This window comes from Microbulbifer sp. MKSA007 (genome assembly GCA_032615215.1).
In the GTDB taxonomy this organism is placed as follows: Bacteria; Pseudomonadota; Gammaproteobacteria; order Pseudomonadales; family Cellvibrionaceae; genus Microbulbifer.
On sequence record CP128433.1, the window covers coordinates 2,473,420 to 2,490,834 of the forward strand.

Annotated in this window: 15 protein-coding genes; 10 read left to right on the top strand and 5 right to left on the bottom strand. The window is 48.1% G+C overall.

Annotated elements, in window-relative coordinates; translation table 11 throughout:
- The first annotated feature begins 24 nt into the window (after nucleotides 1-24).
- Together QT397_13915 and QT397_13920 are read left to right on the top strand one after the other, a co-directional pair.
- Nucleotides 25-1,278: an MFS transporter gene (locus QT397_13915; protein WNZ58387.1), complete on the top strand. Its 1,254-nt coding sequence runs from the start codon at nucleotides 25-27 to the stop codon at nucleotides 1,276-1,278.
- Nucleotides 1,279-1,312: 34 nt separating this feature from the next.
- Nucleotides 1,313-2,305, top strand: coding sequence for a hydrolase (locus QT397_13920; GenBank protein ID WNZ58388.1), 993 nt, complete (start codon nucleotides 1,313-1,315; stop codon nucleotides 2,303-2,305).
- Nucleotides 2,306-2,330: 25 nt separating this feature from the next.
- Here QT397_13920 and QT397_13925 read toward each other — a convergent pair whose 3' ends face one another.
- Nucleotides 2,331-3,377: a methyltransferase domain-containing protein gene (locus QT397_13925; protein WNZ58389.1), complete on the bottom strand. Its 1,047-nt coding sequence runs from the start codon at nucleotides 3,375-3,377 to the stop codon at nucleotides 2,331-2,333.
- A gap of 403 nt (nucleotides 3,378-3,780) precedes the next feature.
- Here QT397_13925 and QT397_13930 point away from each other — a divergent pair, with 403 nt between their 5' ends.
- Nucleotides 3,781-4,398, top strand: a complete 618-nt coding sequence (locus QT397_13930) for an RNA polymerase factor sigma-70 (GenBank protein WNZ58390.1) — start codon at nucleotides 3,781-3,783, stop codon at nucleotides 4,396-4,398.
- A 2-nt stretch (nucleotides 4,399-4,400) separates the two neighbouring features.
- Nucleotides 4,401-4,604 (top strand): zf-HC2 domain-containing protein, encoded by a 204-nt coding sequence (locus QT397_13935; protein WNZ58391.1) that lies wholly within the window; start codon nucleotides 4,401-4,403, stop codon nucleotides 4,602-4,604.
- A 39-nt stretch (nucleotides 4,605-4,643) separates the two neighbouring features.
- Here QT397_13935 and QT397_13940 read toward each other — a convergent pair whose 3' ends face one another.
- Nucleotides 4,644-5,132, bottom strand: a complete 489-nt coding sequence (locus QT397_13940; GenBank protein WNZ58392.1) for a hypothetical protein — start codon at nucleotides 5,130-5,132, stop codon at nucleotides 4,644-4,646.
- Nucleotides 5,129-6,061, bottom strand: a complete 933-nt coding sequence (locus QT397_13945; protein WNZ58393.1) for a DUF2092 domain-containing protein — start codon at nucleotides 6,059-6,061, stop codon at nucleotides 5,129-5,131. Before QT397_13945 ends, QT397_13940 begins: the two co-directional genes overlap by 4 nt.
- Nucleotides 6,062-6,283: 222 nt before the next feature.
- On the opposite strand from QT397_13945, the gene QT397_13950 reads away from it, so the two are divergent.
- The 5 genes from QT397_13950 (at nucleotide 6,284) to QT397_13970 (ending at nucleotide 12,539) form a co-directional block, all read left to right on the top strand.
- Nucleotides 6,284-6,676: a hypothetical protein gene (locus QT397_13950; GenBank protein ID WNZ58394.1), complete on the top strand. Its 393-nt coding sequence runs from the start codon at nucleotides 6,284-6,286 to the stop codon at nucleotides 6,674-6,676.
- Between the two features lie 161 nt (nucleotides 6,677-6,837).
- Entirely contained in the window at nucleotides 6,838-7,125 is a 288-nt protein-coding gene (locus tag QT397_13955) for a hypothetical protein (GenBank protein WNZ58395.1), read from the top strand.
- An 8-nt stretch (nucleotides 7,126-7,133) separates the two neighbouring features.
- A complete protein-coding gene (locus tag QT397_13960) occupies nucleotides 7,134-8,123 on the top strand; it encodes a TolC family protein (protein ID WNZ58396.1) in 990 nt (329 codons plus the stop codon).
- A 14-nt stretch (nucleotides 8,124-8,137) separates the two neighbouring features.
- Nucleotides 8,138-9,379: an efflux RND transporter periplasmic adaptor subunit gene (locus QT397_13965; GenBank protein WNZ58397.1), complete on the top strand. Its 1,242-nt coding sequence runs from the start codon at nucleotides 8,138-8,140 to the stop codon at nucleotides 9,377-9,379.
- Between the two features lie 13 nt (nucleotides 9,380-9,392).
- The gene (locus QT397_13970) at nucleotides 9,393-12,539 is read left to right on the top strand and encodes a CusA/CzcA family heavy metal efflux RND transporter (protein WNZ58398.1); all 3,147 of its coding nucleotides are present in this window, start codon (nucleotides 9,393-9,395) and stop codon (nucleotides 12,537-12,539) included.
- A 455-nt stretch (nucleotides 12,540-12,994) separates the two neighbouring features.
- Here the strand turns inward: QT397_13970 and QT397_13975 are convergent, their stop codons facing one another.
- Both QT397_13975 and QT397_13980 read right to left on the bottom strand, forming a co-directional pair.
- Nucleotides 12,995-14,104 carry a hypothetical protein gene (locus tag QT397_13975; GenBank protein ID WNZ58399.1) on the bottom strand — a complete coding sequence of 370 codons (1,110 nt, stop codon included), beginning with the start codon at nucleotides 14,102-14,104 and terminating at the stop codon, nucleotides 12,995-12,997.
- 547 nt (nucleotides 14,105-14,651) lie between these two features.
- A complete protein-coding gene (locus tag QT397_13980; GenBank protein ID WNZ58400.1) occupies nucleotides 14,652-15,938 on the bottom strand; it encodes a hypothetical protein in 1,287 nt (428 codons plus the stop codon).
- A 449-nt stretch (nucleotides 15,939-16,387) separates the two neighbouring features.
- On the opposite strand from QT397_13980, the gene QT397_13985 reads away from it, so the two are divergent.
- Entirely contained in the window at nucleotides 16,388-17,323 is a 936-nt protein-coding gene (locus QT397_13985; protein ID WNZ58401.1) for an SPFH domain-containing protein, read from the top strand.
- Nucleotides 17,324-17,415 lie beyond the last annotated feature (92 nt).

A 17,415-nucleotide genomic window follows, 5' to 3' on the forward strand; every position in this document is an offset into this window, starting at 1 on the left:
GCTATTTTTCTGAGGCTCTATCCAGTGCAGCAGAGTGCCAACAAGGCCATTCATAAGAGTTTAAACAAACCTCTTCTCTTTACGAATTTCTTTGCTGGAGATGTGGTTGCGGGTTTGGGACCATACCTGGCTATTTACCTGCTCTCAGCCATGCACTGGAAGCCGGGAGATATTGGGGTTGTCCTGGCAATTGGCGGGGTAACCACTGTACTGCTGCAGACACCTGCTGGCGCATTTATCGATAGTACTCGCTTTAAGAGAGGGCTTATTGCCACTTGCGGGATCATTATCGGTATTGTTTCTATCACTATTGTGGAATTTACCAGCCACAAGCCATTGATTTATCTCTCTCAGGTTTTGATGGGAGGCGCAATTGCTTTCGTGGCTCCTTCTATTGCGGCAATCACACTCGGGGTTACCAGCGATAAGAACTTTACCTATCAAACCAGTGCCAACCAGGCCTCCAATCATGCGGGCAATGTCTTTGCTGCTGGGCTTGCAGCGATTCTTGCCCTGACTATTTCCGGGCAGGGGGTGTTCTGGTTGATGGCGGTTATGGGTGCCCTTATGGCGATCTCGGTAGCCTTTATTCCGGGAAAATCTATCGATCATATCCGTGCTCGGGGCGGAGAGCACAAGGATCTAGAGGGCAAAGCACAGCCGTCGGGCTTCAAGTCACTGCTGTCTGACAGGCGCCTGGTCGCTTTGGCTGTCAGCGTGTTTCTATTCCACTTTGGCAATGCCGCGATGTTGCCCTTGGTGAGTCAGAAACTGTCGATTAACTCGAATGCCGATATAGCTATTGCCTTTACATCAGCTTGTATCATCGCCGCCCAGTTTATGATGATGCTGATGTCCTTTCTGTGTGCGGCCAAAGCGGATACCTGGGGGCGCAAGCTAATCTTCCTTATCGGTTTTTTTATCAATCCGGTACGGGCGCTGTTGTTTATGTCTACGGACAATCCGTACTTCCTGGTAGCAATTCAATCCCTGGATGGCGTGGCTAATGGTATATTTGGCGTCATTATTATTTTAATGTGTGCCGACCTGACACGTGGTACGGGCCGTTTCAATGTTACTCAGGGCGCTATGGCCGCCTTGGTGGGAATTGGTTCGGCATGTAGTAATTTTTCTGCGGAATATATTGTTCAGTATTTTGGCTATGGCGTTGCTTTTCTTACTTTGGGAGCTATTGCTCTGATCGCCGGTACATTTTTTCTGATTTTTGTCCCAGAAACGAAAGGGGCAACAATCCCTAAACCATCAGCAGGAAACTGATAGCCCCGGTTGTTTCGACTATTGATAGAAATCTATGGTTAATTCTTTTTCTCCAGCCCCAGGCCTTGGCAATCGACATATTCAGACCGTATTCAGTCGTTTTCACCGCGCCACCCCCTGGATTGAGACAGATTGCCGCTGGTACGAAACGCCTGATGGCGATCGCCTTTCTTTGCATTTTCCCAGGCCGCTACGCAATGATCCCGATTATCCTCTGGTATTGATACTTCACGGTTTGGGAGGTTCGGTAGAGTCGCCCTATGTGCAGGGGCTGATGGAAACCCTTCTGGCATACCATTATCAGGTCGCTGTAATGCATTTTCGAGGTTGTGGTGGTGTGCCTAACAAGTTGCCGAGGGCCTATCACAGTGGTGACACTGAAGATCCTCGCTGGCTGGTTAGTGAACTTAAGAAACAGTTTCCATTAATGACGATTGCCGTGGTTGGCTTCTCATTGGGCGGAAATGTTGTTCTGAAAATGTTAGGTGAAGATGGTGGCCGCGGGCAGGTAGCCGCTGGGATTGCTGTCTCGGCGCCAATGGACCTCCATGCCTGTAGTCGCTACATCAACACTGGTATATCCCACCTTTATGAGCGCCACCTGATTAGCGGGCTTCGTTTGAGCCTGCTTCATAAGGCGAAAGACCCACAGTTGGCTGCGGCCTTACCCGATCTCAATTGCAGTGAGGACTTTGTCGATTTCAGGCATTTCGACAATGCTTTCACTGCGCCGTTACATGGTTTTCGTGATGTGGATGAGTATTACACCCAGGCATCCAGTAAGCCTTTACTCAAAGATATTCGCACGCCGACTTTGATTATCAACGCCGTTGATGATCCTTTTATTTGTCCATCAGCGATACCTGTAACCAGCGAAGTTAGTTCTGCTGTCGATTTGGCGGTGAGTGATCGAGGGGGGCATGTAGGGTTTATAGATGGGACGGTATGGAGCCCCAGTTATTGGCTGGAGAAAAAAATACCCTACTTTTTGGGGGCAGTCGTTGGGTTTCCAAAGGGAGCCCGTTAGGGGGCTCCCATTTCCAGGCTCAGGGTTAACAGCACTGGGTACTCGATTGATCCGCTTCGGGAGTGTCGCTGGCAAATGGCATTTCCTTGCCGCAGCCGGGAAACAGGCCAAAGTGCCGCGAAAAATCGCCAATAAACTCGAAGTGGGGTGCGAGACGGGTCTCTGCGAGCATTCTCCAAGTATTACCGCACACAGGGAATACTCGTCCGGTCTCAATAATGTGGTGTCCATCGAGAACGAATTGATCGGCAGAGCCCGGTAGTGTGCCTTTGTAAATCACTGCTTGGCCGTAATCCTCACAGTCTTTTTCCAGTTGCGCTAATTTGAACAATCGATAAGTGGCGGAAAAAAATCGAATTGATCTACAGCGCTGGGCCAGGGTTGGGTTGGTGATAAGTAATGGCCGACTCTCCACCAGGCGTGGATCGCGGAAGCCGCTGCCCTGAGCAATTTCCAGAAAGTCATTCCAGTAGAGTGCGCCCCCAAGACACTCGCCAAACAGTTCGGGGTCAGAGCTAATTGCGGGGGGAATGCGGCGGTCGGCATAGACATCGGAGAAGTAAAATTCTCCCCCTTGTTTCAGCAGCCGGAACAAGCCTTTGAGAACAGCATCTTTGTCTGTGGAGAGGTTAACCACACAATTGGAAATGATCACATCAAAGCTTTCAGGCTCTAATTCCAGTTCCTCCAGCTTTTCGATGTAGCCGTGCAGGAAGCGGACATTGTCATAGCCAAACTTGTCGGCGTGATGGGCTTGGTGCTGCCTGGCCACAGCCAACTGCTCTTCCGTCATATCGACACCAACTACTTCACCTTTTGGACCTACCAACTGGGAGAGCAAGTAAATATCCCGGCCTGAGCCACAGCCAAGATCCAGTACCCGGCAGCCTTCCAAAAGTGGAGGGCAGACAAGTCCACAGCCGTAATAGCGGGATAGGACATCGGGATGAATATTGGACAGCAATGGTTTTAGCCACTCTGGCATATCGCTGGGATCACAACAGGCATTGGTCTTCAGGTCTGAAGAGTTCTTTAGTTGGCGTCCGTAGTAGTCCTGTACTAAATCGTGCATTGGCTCTTTACCTATTGCGGGGGTTAACCAAAAAGGCGCAGTTGCGCCGGTATTGGCGCTCTTTGTAATTTTGCTGTGGAAGTGTAACAAGTCTGTGGTTCCCTCGACTAAAAACCAGAGGAATCACGGAAGAGTTGAGGAGTTAGAGGTTCTTCTGGCCAAAGGTTTCCGCTTTCGAAACTGATGCAGAGCTCTATACTGGCATGATATTTCACTCATTCTGGCTCGAGAGGCGGGGTAAAGCAGAAAAGTCTCAATTGGCACAAAAATACCAGCATGATGCACTAGATATTTCAGAATCAGCAAAATTGCCTTTTGGCGCCAGTGGGAATTGGTTTGTAGAGAATCGCATTATTTTCGTTAATATCGACTCTCTCCGCTTCGATATTATGAGGGAACGTAATTGAGCGATCACCTAGCTCCCAGTGCTTCGACAGCCTCCGCCGAGGATTCCTTACAGAATTCGCAGTTCCTGGTGGATTTGCGCCAGCAGATGCTGCGTTTTGCCAGTTTGCAGTTGCAGGATACACAGCTGGCTGAGGATGCTGTTCAGGAAGCATTGATGGGTGCCCTAAAGAACTCGCGCAGCTTTTCCGGTCGCTCGGCTTTGAAGACCTGGGTCTTCGCCATTCTCAAGAACAAGATTGCCGACATATTGCGACAGAGACAGCGCTTCGTAGATGCGGATCAATTGGTTCGTGGGGACAGGGAAGAATATGATCACGATGAGCTGTTTGATCAGACGGGGCACTGGCAGAAGGATGAAAAGCCCAAACGCTGGGCTGATCCTGAGTCGGCAATTCACGATAAGCATTTCTGGCGGATCTTTGAGGCCTGTCTCAGCCATCTTCCCTCGCGCCAAGCGCAGATCTTTATGATGAGGGAATTTATTGAGCTGGAAAGCCATGAGATCTGTGCTGCCATGGAGATTACCGTTAGCAATTTAAATGTCACATTGCACAGGGCGCGCCTTCGCTTGCGCGAGTGTCTGGAAGATAACTGGTTTGGTGTGGAGAAGTGACAATGATGAAGACCTGCCGGGAAGCCACGAAGCTGATGTCTGAGTCCCAGGAGAGGGACCTGCTCATTTCCGAGAAGGCGAGCCTGAAGTTACATCTGGCGGTTTGCACACCTTGCCGCAATTTCGGCAAGCAGATGAAGACCCTCAGGCATATCACCAAATCTTATGCTCAGGGTGGCCCCGAGAAAGCTGACAACGAAAAATAGCATTTCGCACTTGGGGCCACTTATCCAATATTGGCGTTCCTAGCGGGGAGGGCGAACCGGGCGGTAGGCGATATGGCCACCGACAAAGTGCGGTTCATACCAGTAGGACCCGCAGTGCTCATAGGTAACGTTACCAACAGTTACTGCAACACAGCTGCGAGGCAACGTATATAACCACCCGCCGACACCTACGGCTGCTGCCGTACCCCAAAATGCTGGTCCCGGGTAGGGCCAGTAGTGGGGGCGCCAAGGGGGCGGTGGGTAGGGTGGATGATGGGGGTGAAATGGGGGGTGATTGGGAAAGCGCCTTGCAAACTCCCCCGGGGCATAGCCACCGTGGAAGCCTCCACCCATCGGACGCATCCCATTAAAATGTCCCCCAATATTGAAATGAGCCCCACCACCACCAAACCGACCAAAGGCTTCGGCTGAGGGACTGGCCAATGCAGTCAGTAGTGCCCCCGTGACCAGAGCAGGCACAACCAGTTGTGCAAGGAAACCCGTCTTTTGACCGTTGCGATGCATCATGGTGTGGCCTCCTTATTGGGTTCCGCCTTCTTAAACTGAATCTGCTTGAGCTTGTCGATGGAAGGGGTAAATTGCCCGGCGGCACCAGGTTTGGCTTCCATCCATTTCAAGGTGGCAATAAAGCGCGGCTTGGCGGGGTCGCGGGTGTTTACTGTTGAAATACGCAGGGGCAGAGGCTTGTCACCAGCCTTGATCCAGATTTCCCAGTCCAGGTTTTCAGAGCGAAATGCCCAGTGCTCGGTTTTTTGGCCGTCAACCATAGGCCGATTTACCAGAAAGCCTTCTTTGATACCGGACCAAACATTTTCCTTCCTTCCCCATTCGAGGAGGTCGGCAAAAGGAATCTCAATGCCGTAATCCTTGGCGGCTTTGGTTAAAACTTCCGCTGTAGGCTGGGGTGCTTCCATTTCTGCGAAGTAACCATCGCGGGGAGCAATCACGGTGAACTTGTCGCCATTGTGAATGAATTGACGGGTAATAGAATCTGTTTTCAGGTCTACACGCAGTTGCTTGGGTGGCATTGCCATGTATTTGACGGTACCGCCAATCAGGAGCTTTTCCTGATTCTCCAGAACGACCTCAGTGAATATATCGGCGTTAAACATCATCATTTTGAGGCTGGCGAGGTAGTCACCCATTCGTTTCAAGGTTGCCATCGCCTTGGGGTCTAGGGGCTCGTTTGATTCCATGGCCCCCATTTGGCCTTGAGGAGGTTTGCCTTGCTGCATTTGCCCTGGTGGCTGGGGGGGATTGCTGTCATCGGTCGATTGAGTGGGGTGCCCTGGTGGCGGGGTTTGGCCTTGGGAGCCAGTGCTATCGGATTGCGGGGGTGGTGTCGGGTTTTGAGCGACAATCGCAGGGGCTAATGCCACCGTCGCTGCAAGAATCAGCGCCCTAGCCAAGCCACCAAAGGGTTGAAAAGCAAGCATTTACCGGTACCTCCCAATACATAGCCATAGTTGTGGCATCTGAATCAGTGTAGAGGAGAACCTTCGCGCCTGCTGTTGCGTAAAAACGAGTATTGAAACGAGACTGGCTATCCAGAATTGCTGGTCAATAAGCTGTTGTTTTACAAAACTTTTGCCGTATTCAATTGAGGCTCTGGGTTATGTTTGCTAGAGTCGATCCATTATTGATACTAGCCTGCTCCTATGAATGTGGTTCGTCTGTCATTTTTACTGATTGCGCTGCTGATTTTCCAGACAGCTGGCGCCTTCTATGACAGTCATGATGAGCTAGAAGATATCACCATCCACTTCTCTTCAAATCATACAGATCAACTCCCGGGGGTAGCTCCTACTGACGAGCCTGATGGGGGTTCCGTCACTTTCTCGCTGCCTTCCTCCGGTGAAGAGCAATCTACACCGACGTTGGATTTCTGTAATCACTGTTGCCATTGTCACGGAATTAATGCAACCGGGCTTTTGGGGCAGTCTTATCAACCTCTTCTTCGGGGCACTATCAGTTACAGTGACACAATCAGTGCAGCTGTGCCCTCAGGTTATTTTTCTCCACTTTTACGCCCACCTATAACCCAAGTCTGATTAGTTAAATACTGCGTGTGCCGCTATAGAAGTATGTAGCTTTTGCTCGCACACGATGATCGAGTTGTGACTTGGGAGAATTCCATGGATTTTTTTCCACGCTCTCGCTGAGCGTGATTGGTCGTACATCCTTTAGATTTTTGTTGACGACCGCTCTACTTATGTCTGCGCAAGCTACCTCTGCGCAGAGGGGAGAAGTATTGACGTTGCCAGAGGCAATACAGAAAACTCTGGCACAAAATCCCCAGATTGCAGTTTTTCCACTCCAGCAATGGGCATTGGATGGTGCTGAGTTCACAGCCGGCCTACGTCCTGCATGGGATTTTGGTTTCGAAGCTGAGTATGCGGTATACGGAGATGATGGTTCATCAAGCTCAAGCTCAAGCTCCCCGGCCGGCCCGGTCCGCCAAGTGACGACGATGATGATGATGACAAGGAACTTGAGCTGACTGCTTCTTTGTCATCAGTTATTGAGTTGGGGGGCAAACGCCAGGCTCGAATCGATGTTGTCAATGCTCAGCGGGACCTCTTAATTGCCGATGAGCAAGCGACAGCACTGGATGTCTTGGCCGAGGTGGTTCGTGGCTATGCGCAAGTACTCGCTGCCGCAGAATTACTGATTCTGGAAAAAGAGAAGGTCTCGCTGGCGCAAGAAGCGTTGGACGCTGTAACTACAAGGGTCAATGCTGCTGCGTCCCCCATAGCTGAACGCATGCGGGCTGAGTCTGCACTGGCGAATGCCATTTTGGCCGCCGAGGCACAGGAGCGAATGCTGAGCTACTACAAGTACGCACTATCCGCGCTGTGGGGGCAACCTACCCAGGACTTTGCAGTTGACTCCAGCGTGCTCTTCCGATTTGAGCCAAATGCCAGCTTTGATGTTCTGTACGAGCGGGCTCAGGAAAACCCTTCTATTGCCCGTTTTGCCTCTGAAGAGCGCTTGCGCGCATCTCACCTGCATCTGACACAAGCGAAGTCGATACCTGATATTGGTTGGTATGCAGGCTATCGGAACGACAAAGAAGATGATGAGAATGCTGTCGTTGTTGGCTTTAACGTGCCGCTTTTTACCGGGCGACGTAATCGGGGTAAAGAGATTTCTGCAATGGCTGAGCTGGAACAGGTTCAGTTGGATAGAGAGGCGGCATTGCTAAAGCTCTATCCCCAGCTTTTCTTGGCGGTAACGAGCCGTGAACAAGCGCTGGCCATTGTTGACGAAATGCAAAATACCGTTATTCCCACATTGCGCAAGGCGCTTTCTGAGGTTGACCGGGCCTATCGCCGGGGGCGCTATTCCTATGTTGAGTTGATCTCTGCCCGCGAGGAATTGCTCGATGCTGAGCGCTCGAGAATTGTGGCGGCACGCTCTGTTCATGTGTACGGAGCGGAAATTGAGAGATTAACTGCCCGGCCATTAGGTGTCGTGGCTGTCGAGAGCAGTAGATGAAGTTGAGTTTAAAAATGAGCAGATTAAATAGAACTTTAAAGCTAGCGATGCTGTTCCTAATCCTTTTGGTACCTCAAGGGTGGGTGGCAAATTTTAGTTATGCCAGTGGCTCCCACGGTGGAGAGCATCATCAAGAAGAAAGTAAAGGGCCACATGGGGGCCGCCTCTTAGAGCAGGGGGATCTTGTGGTTGAGCTGGCTCTGGTAGAGCGGAGTGGTAAGGCTGAGTTTCGCGCATGGATTCAGGAAGACGGAAAAGCGCTGGACAATGCAGAATTGACCCTAACTCTGGTTCGACTTGGGGGTGAATCGCAACATATTGCCTTATACCGTGATGCAAATATTGATTACTGGCGCAGCCAAGAACATCTGGCTGAACCCCATTCATTCGACATTGAGCTCTCTTTGATTCACAAGCGAGGCCGTGCCAAATGGCAGTTTGAATCACATGAAGGAAGAGTAAAGATAGATGAAAGCACGGCGGAAAAGGCCGGCATTAAAACTGCGATAGCCGCACCGGGAGTTATTCAAGAGCGTATTACCCTTTACGGTAAAACTACTATCGATCATCGCAGCCTCAGTCATGTTCGTGCTCGTTATCCAGGCACCGTTGTCACGATTGAGAAAGCGTTGGGAGATTCAATACAGAAAGGAGAAAAGCTTGCAACAATTGAGTCCAATGACAGCTTGCAAACTTACTCCTTGATAGCGCCTATCAGCGGTCAGATTATCGATAAGCAGGCCAGTCGAGGGGAGTTTAGCGGTGACCGGGTACTGTTTACGATTGCGAACTACAAGCAAATATGGGCAGAGCTTCAAGTATTCCCCACTCGCCGGGGACAAATTGCTCGCGGACAAAAAGTTTCTATTACCGCCGATGGGCTCTCATTTGATTCGACAATTGTCAGCTTGGCACCGGGGGGCAATGGCACGCCTTTCGCAATAGCCCGCGCGATGATTGAGAATCCAGAGGACATTTGGACAACAGACCTGATGGTTCAAGGAGATGTGGTCACCCATGAGAGTCCTGCGCCCTTAGTGGTGGAAAATCAAGCGCTACAACCCTTCCGCAATTGGACCGTTGTGTTTGTAAAAGTAGGGGATGCTTATGAGATTCGCCCACTGGAACTTGGGCGGACCGATGGCAGGGTTACAGAGGTATTAAGTGGACTCAACCCTGGAGACCGCTACGTCACTGAAAACAGTTACTTAATCAAGGCGGATATAGAGAAATCCGGCGCTGCTCACCACCATTAATTGAGGCCAGAAGATGATTGAAAGCATCCTGCGCTTCTCCATTGAGCGGCGTTATTTCGTATTGTCCCTAATTTTTATTCTGGTGGGGCTCGGGGTTTGGAGTTACCAGAAACTCCCTATTGATGCGGTCCCCGATATCACCAATGTTCAGGTGCAGATTAATACTGAAGCACCTGGTTACTCGCCTTTAGAAGCTGAACAGAGAATCACCTATCCGGTAGAGGCGGCACTTGCCGGACTTCCCAACTTGGAGTACACCCGTTCGATTTCGCGCTACGGGCTATCCCAAGTGACCGTGGTTTTCAAAGAGGGGACAGATCTCTATTTTGCGCGAAACTTAATAAACAGTCGTCTGGGTACCATCGAGAGCAATCTGCCCCCGGGGTTGGAGCCGGAAATGGGGCCCATTGCCACCGGGCTCGGTGAGATCTTTATGTATACCGTGGAGGCTTTACCCGGAGCAACCCAGCCCAATGGCCAGCCCTACGACGCCACTGCACTGCGGGAGATTCAGGATTGGATTATTAAACCGCAATTGTCTCTCGTTCCGGGGGTTACGGAACTAAATACTATCGGTGGCTATAACAAGCAATATCACGTAACACCGGACCCCCGCCAGATGCTTAACTTCGGCGTATCTATGGAGGATATTGCCGAGGCTTTGCGTCGCAACAACGAAAGTCGAGGTGCTGGCTATCTGGAAAATAATGGACGCCAACTGTTAGTGCGTTCACCGGGACAACTACAGAATATCGGAGAAATTGAAGACGTAGTAATTACCAGCCGATCCGGGGTGCCGGTTAAAATTTCTGATGTTGCTGAAGTGGCTATTGGTAAAGAGCTGCGTACCGGTGCTGCTACGCGAGATGGTGAAGAAACCGTTTTGGGCACCGCTATGATGCTGGTGGGGGAAAACTCCCGCGAGGTGGCGCGCAATGTGGCGGTAGCTTTGGAGCAAGTAAAATCCACTGTACCTGAAGGTGTAAAGGTGGAAGCGGTTTACGATCGCACGACGCTCGTGGACAAAGCCATCGCTACAGTACAGAAAAACCTTATTGAAGGTGCGTTGCTGGTAGTCGTCGTGCTGTTCTTGCTACTTGGAAATATTCGGGCTGCCTTTATTACGGCCGCTGTGATTCCGCTGTCCATGCTTGCCACTATATTTGGTATGGTGCAAACCGGTGTTTCTGCCAACCTGATGAGTCTCGGTGCGCTCGATTTCGGTCTGATTGTCGATGGGGCTGTAATTATCGTAGAAAATGCGATTCGCAGGCTCGCCGAAGCCCAACAGCGCAAGAGCGGTAAGTTACCTCTGCAAGAGCGACTGGAGCTGGTATTCCAGGCCACCAATGAAGTGATTCGCCCGAGCCTTTTTGGAGTGTTGATTATCACGGTGGTGTATATTCCTTTGTTCACACTGACTGGTGTCGAAGGAAAGATGTTTCACCCTATGGCCGCTACTGTGGTTATGGCGTTATTGGCTGCATTGGTTCTTTCTCTCACCGTAGTACCTGCAGCAGTTGCTGTTTTTCTCACCGGGAAAGTCAGTGAAAAAGAAAATAAGGTGATTGTTGCTACTAAGTCACTGTACAAGCCGCTTTTAATTGCCGCAATGAAAGTGCGTTGGCTGGTACTATCAGGGGCTCTTGCTTTAGTACTGTTTTGTAGTTGGCTAGCTACTACTCTCGGTTCTGAGTTTATCCCTCAGCTTAATGAGGGCGATATTGCACTACACGCTTTACGTATTCCGGGGACTGGCCTTGAGCAGTCGGTGGAAATGCAGCGTCTACTGGAGCAGCGCATTAAGGCGTTCCCCCAGGTAGACAAGGTATTTGCAAAAATTGGTACTCCAGAGGTAGCTACAGATCCAATGCCTCCGAATGTGGCTGATAACTTTGTGATCCTGAAACCCAGAAATCAATGGCCCAATCCAAAACTGCCTCAGGAGCAATTGGTGGCAGAAATCGAAGCAGCCGTTCGAGAGCTTCCAGGTAATAACTACGAATTTACCCAGCCAATCCAGATGCGTTTCAACGAGTTGATTTCTGGTGTGCGTGCAGATCTAGGCATCAAAGTATTTGGTGATGACCTGGACCAGCTGGTCGCTTCGTCTAATCAAATCCTGGGAGTGTTAAATGGGATTGAGGGTGTAGCCGATGCTCGAGTAGAGCAGGTTGAAGGTCTGCCAGTTCTCTCTGTAGTCCCCAAGCGTATAGCGCTTGCCCGCTATGGTATCGACCTGAAAACCCTACAGGACTTGGTATCAACCGCAATTGGTGGGGAATCTGCAGGGCTGATTTATGAGGGTGACCGTCGCTTCCAATTGGTAGTAAGGCTGCCGGAAGGTCTGCGCCGGGACTATGAAAACCTTGGTGACTTACCTGTACCTTTACCCGCTGGTAGCCCGCTAGGTAGCTATGTGCCCTTGTCTGAAGTAGCCAATCTTGAAATGACACCGGCTCCCAATCAAGTCAGTCGTGAAAATGGCAAGCGCCGTGTAGTGGTAACCGCGAATGTACGCGATCGCGATTTAGGATCTTTTGTAGAGGAGGCAAAAGCCCGAATCCAGCAACAGGTGTCTTTGCCTGCCGGTTACTGGTTGGTATATGGAGGTACATTTGAACAACTGGAATCTGCAAGTACGCGTCTTTCTATCGTTGTCCCGCTGACGCTTTTGGTAATCCTCGGTCTTCTGGTAATGGCTTTCGGCTCATTCAAGGATGCCTTGATCATTTTTACAGGAGTTCCCTTAGCGCTAACTGGCGGGGTGCTAGCTCTATGGCTGCGCGGTATGCCTCTATCGATTTCTGCAGGGGTTGGGTTTATTGCCCTTTCTGGTGTTGCGGTTTTAAACGGCCTGGTAATGCTGTCATTTATTCGTCAGCTGCGGCAACAGGGCGGTGAGCTTTTGGTTTCGATTATTGACGGAGCAATGATTCGTCTTCGTCCTGTACTGATGACTGCTCTGGTCGCCAGCTTGGGGTTCGTGCCTATGGCATTGAATGTGGGTACCGGCGCAGAGGTACAAAGGCCCCTGGCCACGGTTGTGATTGGGGGGATTATTTCTTCCACACTTCTAACTCTGTTTGTACTTCCGCTACTGTATCGGATTGTGCATGGCAGGGGAGGGGAAGAGATGATTAAAAACGCTATTAAGTAGATGTTTCTGCCTACTTCACCTCACAAAAGAGGTGAAGTAGGTGGAGAACCAATGAGGCAAGATTCAGTTAATTTATTGCCTCCTAGTGACGCTCTAAACAAAAGGTATGAGTGCAGGTCGTTCGGCGTCCTAATAAACTCCCCTATGAGTCTGTAAGATAATCATAGTGTCTAATATATAGCCTGCGTATGGTTTAAATGTATTGCTTTTATGGGGCTGTGTTTTTTTGGGGAGTGGTACATACTGAAAGTGATTCGATAGCTTGAGACGCCTAGTTTATGTGGAGCTGATTCATATCAAATTCTTTAGAGTGTTGATATATTTTTCAGCAAAATTTAAAGCGTTATTTCTTTTTGTCAGTGGCTCACAGTATGAAAAGACAAAAACGGAACTTTTTTCTGTTGAATAAGTGCTCAATGATATTGGATGGGCGCCATGAGTTTGGAGTGAGGTACCTATGATGGGTTCAAAAAAATCATGTGCACACCCAGGGATTCCAGGTTACCCAAGTTGGATACACATAACCCTTCAAGAAAGTAGGGGTTGTTGGTTTCGTACTTTTCAACCCACTCTATAATACTCCCTAAATCATAGTTCTTGTGAAAGTTAAACTTACAATATTCACCGGACGCTGCCTGCCGATCAAGTTCAGTCTGTAAGTGCTTTGCCAGCTCCCAGGTGTTCTCGATATCGATATCTGGTGTAACCTCAAGAGTAGTAACTGCAGAAAATGTACCAATAACGCTTAATTCGATTCCGGTACCGCATAGGTCGCGGACATCCATGGGTAATAAGATTTTGATCCACTCTCTGTGATTTGGCAGTATGTTTGATGCCTGGATGGCAATAGCACAAAAAAGCGCACTAGGTCTTACTTTGTGTTTTCTGCCAATAGTTGCAACGTGAGAGAGTTCCTCCATAGGAAATTTGCGATATAAAATATGGCCCTCCCTTTCAGTAACAAAAGCGGCTTCTTCTACTGGCCATTTAAATAAATTTTCTTTAATTCCAGATTTTTGCTTGTTTGAGAAATGCTTGCTTGAATCAAAGTAGGTCTCAACTGGGTTGTATAACAGCTGTCTATCTAACCTGAATCTTCCTTGATCCAAAAAATACAAATCTAAAATATAGAATATGATCCCGGCAGACCGGCCGTCCAATGCAGCATGATTGCTGACCATAGATATGTAGCCGACTTTACCGAGTGAATTTAGATAGAAGGAAAGAGTATATGTACATGCTTCAACATTGAGTCCTGTTTTACCTCTGCGAGTATATTCATACTCAATATTAATGGGTGTTGAAAGCTCTTTTATTTCTATAGGGATATCCTCAAAGGGTACATCGCAATACCAGCGCAGTTGCTCAGTTGACTCAACACGAGCCTGTAGAAGGGGGTAAATTTTATGGATTAAAGAAAAGGCAGTTTTAAGTTGCTCAACACTCAGTGGAATTAGAACTTTATAAAAGGAAACCAGCAAGGTTCCCCCGCAAGTTCTCCTGGCTAGCTCGGTAAATAATGCTTCTTCAGGCCCCAGCACCCTGGATAGTTCTGGGCTGGACATAGGTTCTCTTTCCAAGAACAGATTGACTTAATGTCAAACTTAATAAAATAGAAGTTAAGATGCAAAAATATTGATGCCTAAATGTTGCTTGCTTATCTACATATAGATGTTCGGAATACATAAGTGTTGGTTAAGATTTGTCGTGGTTTGATCTAATTCTGACTGGTTTGAGGTGCATTGCTTGAGTGGGGGTGTGGGGCAATAGTTCCTTTAGAATATATGTGCGCCTTTCGATAAAGCTAGTAAGGTCGTCTCCTTTTGGTAGGTTACATTATGAAAGATAAGTGCTGAATTCTGGATGGTTTATTAGGTTAAAATTGATGATTGGAGAAATTCGGGAGATTCATGTGATATGACTGGCTGTGCTTGGTTGGCGTTACTAATATTTCCTTGCATTGATTTTTGGTGGTCACTTGTTGTGACCAATTGATTCTTTGTTGGAGAATCGTACATAAGGTGAAATTGTTTGGGTGTAGCCTCGGCTGATTAGGGAGTAGTGGGCGCCTTTGCTTTACTTTTGCTTTTGTTCGTTTTTTCAAGTCAAGGGTTAGTTCTCAGGTTCTAAAAGCCTCTTGATCGTGTTGATGAATTTTTCTGCAAAATTCAAAACGCTATCTCGTTTTGTGAGTGGGTCACAGTATGAAAATATAAATACAGAATTACGTACCGTTGAATAGGTTAGTAGTGAGATAGGGTGAGCCCCATGTGTTTGAAATGGAATTGCCGTGATGATTTCGAAGTGCTTCATTGCCGTGCCAAGCGCTTTCATACTGCCTACATTAGATATACACATTCCTTCAGAAAAGACAGATTTCTTTTCCTCGTAGTCCTGAGCCCATTCAATAATATCCTCGAGTTTATATTTCTTGGGGAACATGAACTTGAATGGTTCTCCTTCTTCCGCCTGTTTATCAAGCTCAATCTGTAAGTGACGCGCTAGTTGCCAAGTATCTTCTATATCTATATTGGGCATGATTTCAAGAGTGGTTGCTGATGAAAAAGCACCTACTGCACTTAATCCAATTTCAGTGCCGCAGAGTTCACGAACATCCACGGGTAGTAAAATCTTTATCCAATCTTTATGGTTGGGTAATATTTTGGATGCTTGAATTGCAATGGCACAAAACAGGGCGCTTGGCCTTACCTTGTGGGTTTTCCCTATTTTTACCAGTTGTGAAATTTCTGCAATCGGAAATTGTCGATATATAGCGTGACCTTCACGTTCTGCTGCAAAAGCAGGTTCCTCTACGGGCCAATTAAAGAGTTCATCTTTTTGAGGTGATGGTTTTTCATGGGCAAAGTATTTAGAGGAACTAAAGTAGCTTTCGACAGCTTCGTAAAGTGGTTGCCCGCCCAACCTGAATGTTCCTTCATCTTTAAAGAATATGTCTAAAATACAGAATAAAGTCATCACTGATCGGCCATCCAAAGCTGCGTGGCTGCTGACCAGTGAGATCCATTCAGCTTCGTCATTGGAATTAATATAGAAGGAAAGTGTATATGTGCATTTTTCAACATCAAGGCCCGTCTTCCCCCGACGATTGAATTCAGCCTCGAAATCAAGAGGCTCCTTCAATTTTCGAACCTCAATTGGAATTGACTCGAATGGTACGTCGCAGCGCCATCGAAGCTTGTTGCCGGACTCAACTCTTGCCTGTAGAAGTGGGTAGATTTTATGTGCCGATGCGAAACCACTTATTAATTTTTCAACGCTAAGAGGGGTGAGTACTTTGATAAAGGAGATTACTAATGTCCCCCCGCAAGTTCGCCTTGCCAACTCGGTGAACATAGCCTCCTCTGCACCTAATACTCTGGAGAGCTCTGTAGCCAGCACAAAGTACCTCCTTTTTAAAGCCCATCCATATCATGTAAAGTAACTTGAATAGGCTTGAATCGCAAAAAACAATTGCTTAAAGATAAATGACTGTAGATTTGATTTTGGATACTTTGTTGCAGAAGAATAGTTAAGTGATGGTAAGTTGTACTAACAATAGTTTTATTGGTGCGGGTTTTAATTTAAGGGTTTTTCCAGAAAAATTGTTGTTTATTGGTCTGTAGCGGGTTTAGTGAAGTTCTTTACATTTGCTTTTACCCTACTGGGGGGTAGTAGACTTACAGTTGGGTTTTGGACAGTAGCTTTGTGGCCAGCATGTTGTAGTTGATGTAAGCTGTGGGTGAATGCTCTTAGTATAGTGGGTATATTTGCGTATCCATTGGTTACCCCTTGCTGAATAAGAGAGTTTGCACATCTTATATAATTTATTCTGACTGGATTTTTAAAATATGCCGGAACAACTCTTTCCCCTTTTACTTTTTTGGCCTGCGATACTTGGAGCTGTAGTAATTTTTTTGTTAGCTAAGTCCATTGTGATAGTGGAACCGAAACAGTACCACTTTGTGCTATTTCTTGGTAAATATTGGAAAACTGCTACCCCTGGTTTCAACTTGATTATTCCCTACCTTTCCTGGGTAGACAAAAAAGCTTCAACGGCTCTACATGAAACCCCCGTTGAGTTGAGTCTAAAGACCAGTAATCATGTCACTTTTGGTTTGATTCTTAAGGTTCAGCACCAGGTATCGTCGGATGTGCAGCTTGCATACAAAGCTCTATATGATTTAGAGAATTACCAGGCACAACTGAAGTCTTTTGCGACAGATGCAGCTATCCCTGTTGCCAACGGCATTGAACTTGAAGACGTTTATAACAAAAAAGAACATATAGCTGATAAAGCCAAGGGGCGCCTTCGCCAATTTTTCCACGACTTTGGTGTAGAGATTGTCGATGTATTATCAGATGAGCCGCGGCTACCCAAGTCGGTAGAGGTTCAGGCTAACAAAGTTATGGAAATGCAGCGGGAGAAGCAGGCCGCTACCTACGAGGCTGAGGCGATTCGGGAGCGCGAAGTGGGTAAGGCTAAAGCTGATGGCGAGTCCGTAAAGATTCGTATGGAGAAAATGGGGGAGGCACGACGGGTATATGCACAAAGTGCAGCCGAGGCTATTAAGGTTCTTACCAGCGCTGGTACCAGCGCAGACGAAGCGTTGCGCTTTATGACTGCCATTGCAGATAATGATGCGCTGGTAACTGCTGCACGCCATGGGAGTACTGTAGTCATGGCTACTGGGCAAACTCAACAGGCACCCATCGCGCTACCAGTACATGAAAAGGCTAGAGCAAACGCTCAATCCAGGGTGCATGGTGAAGTAGAGTCTGCCTGATATAGCTTTTTTTCAGAAAGAAGATCTAGGGAACCTCTGAATAATTCTGAGTCAATTTGGTAATATTCACCTACCCATCAAGACTACGATGA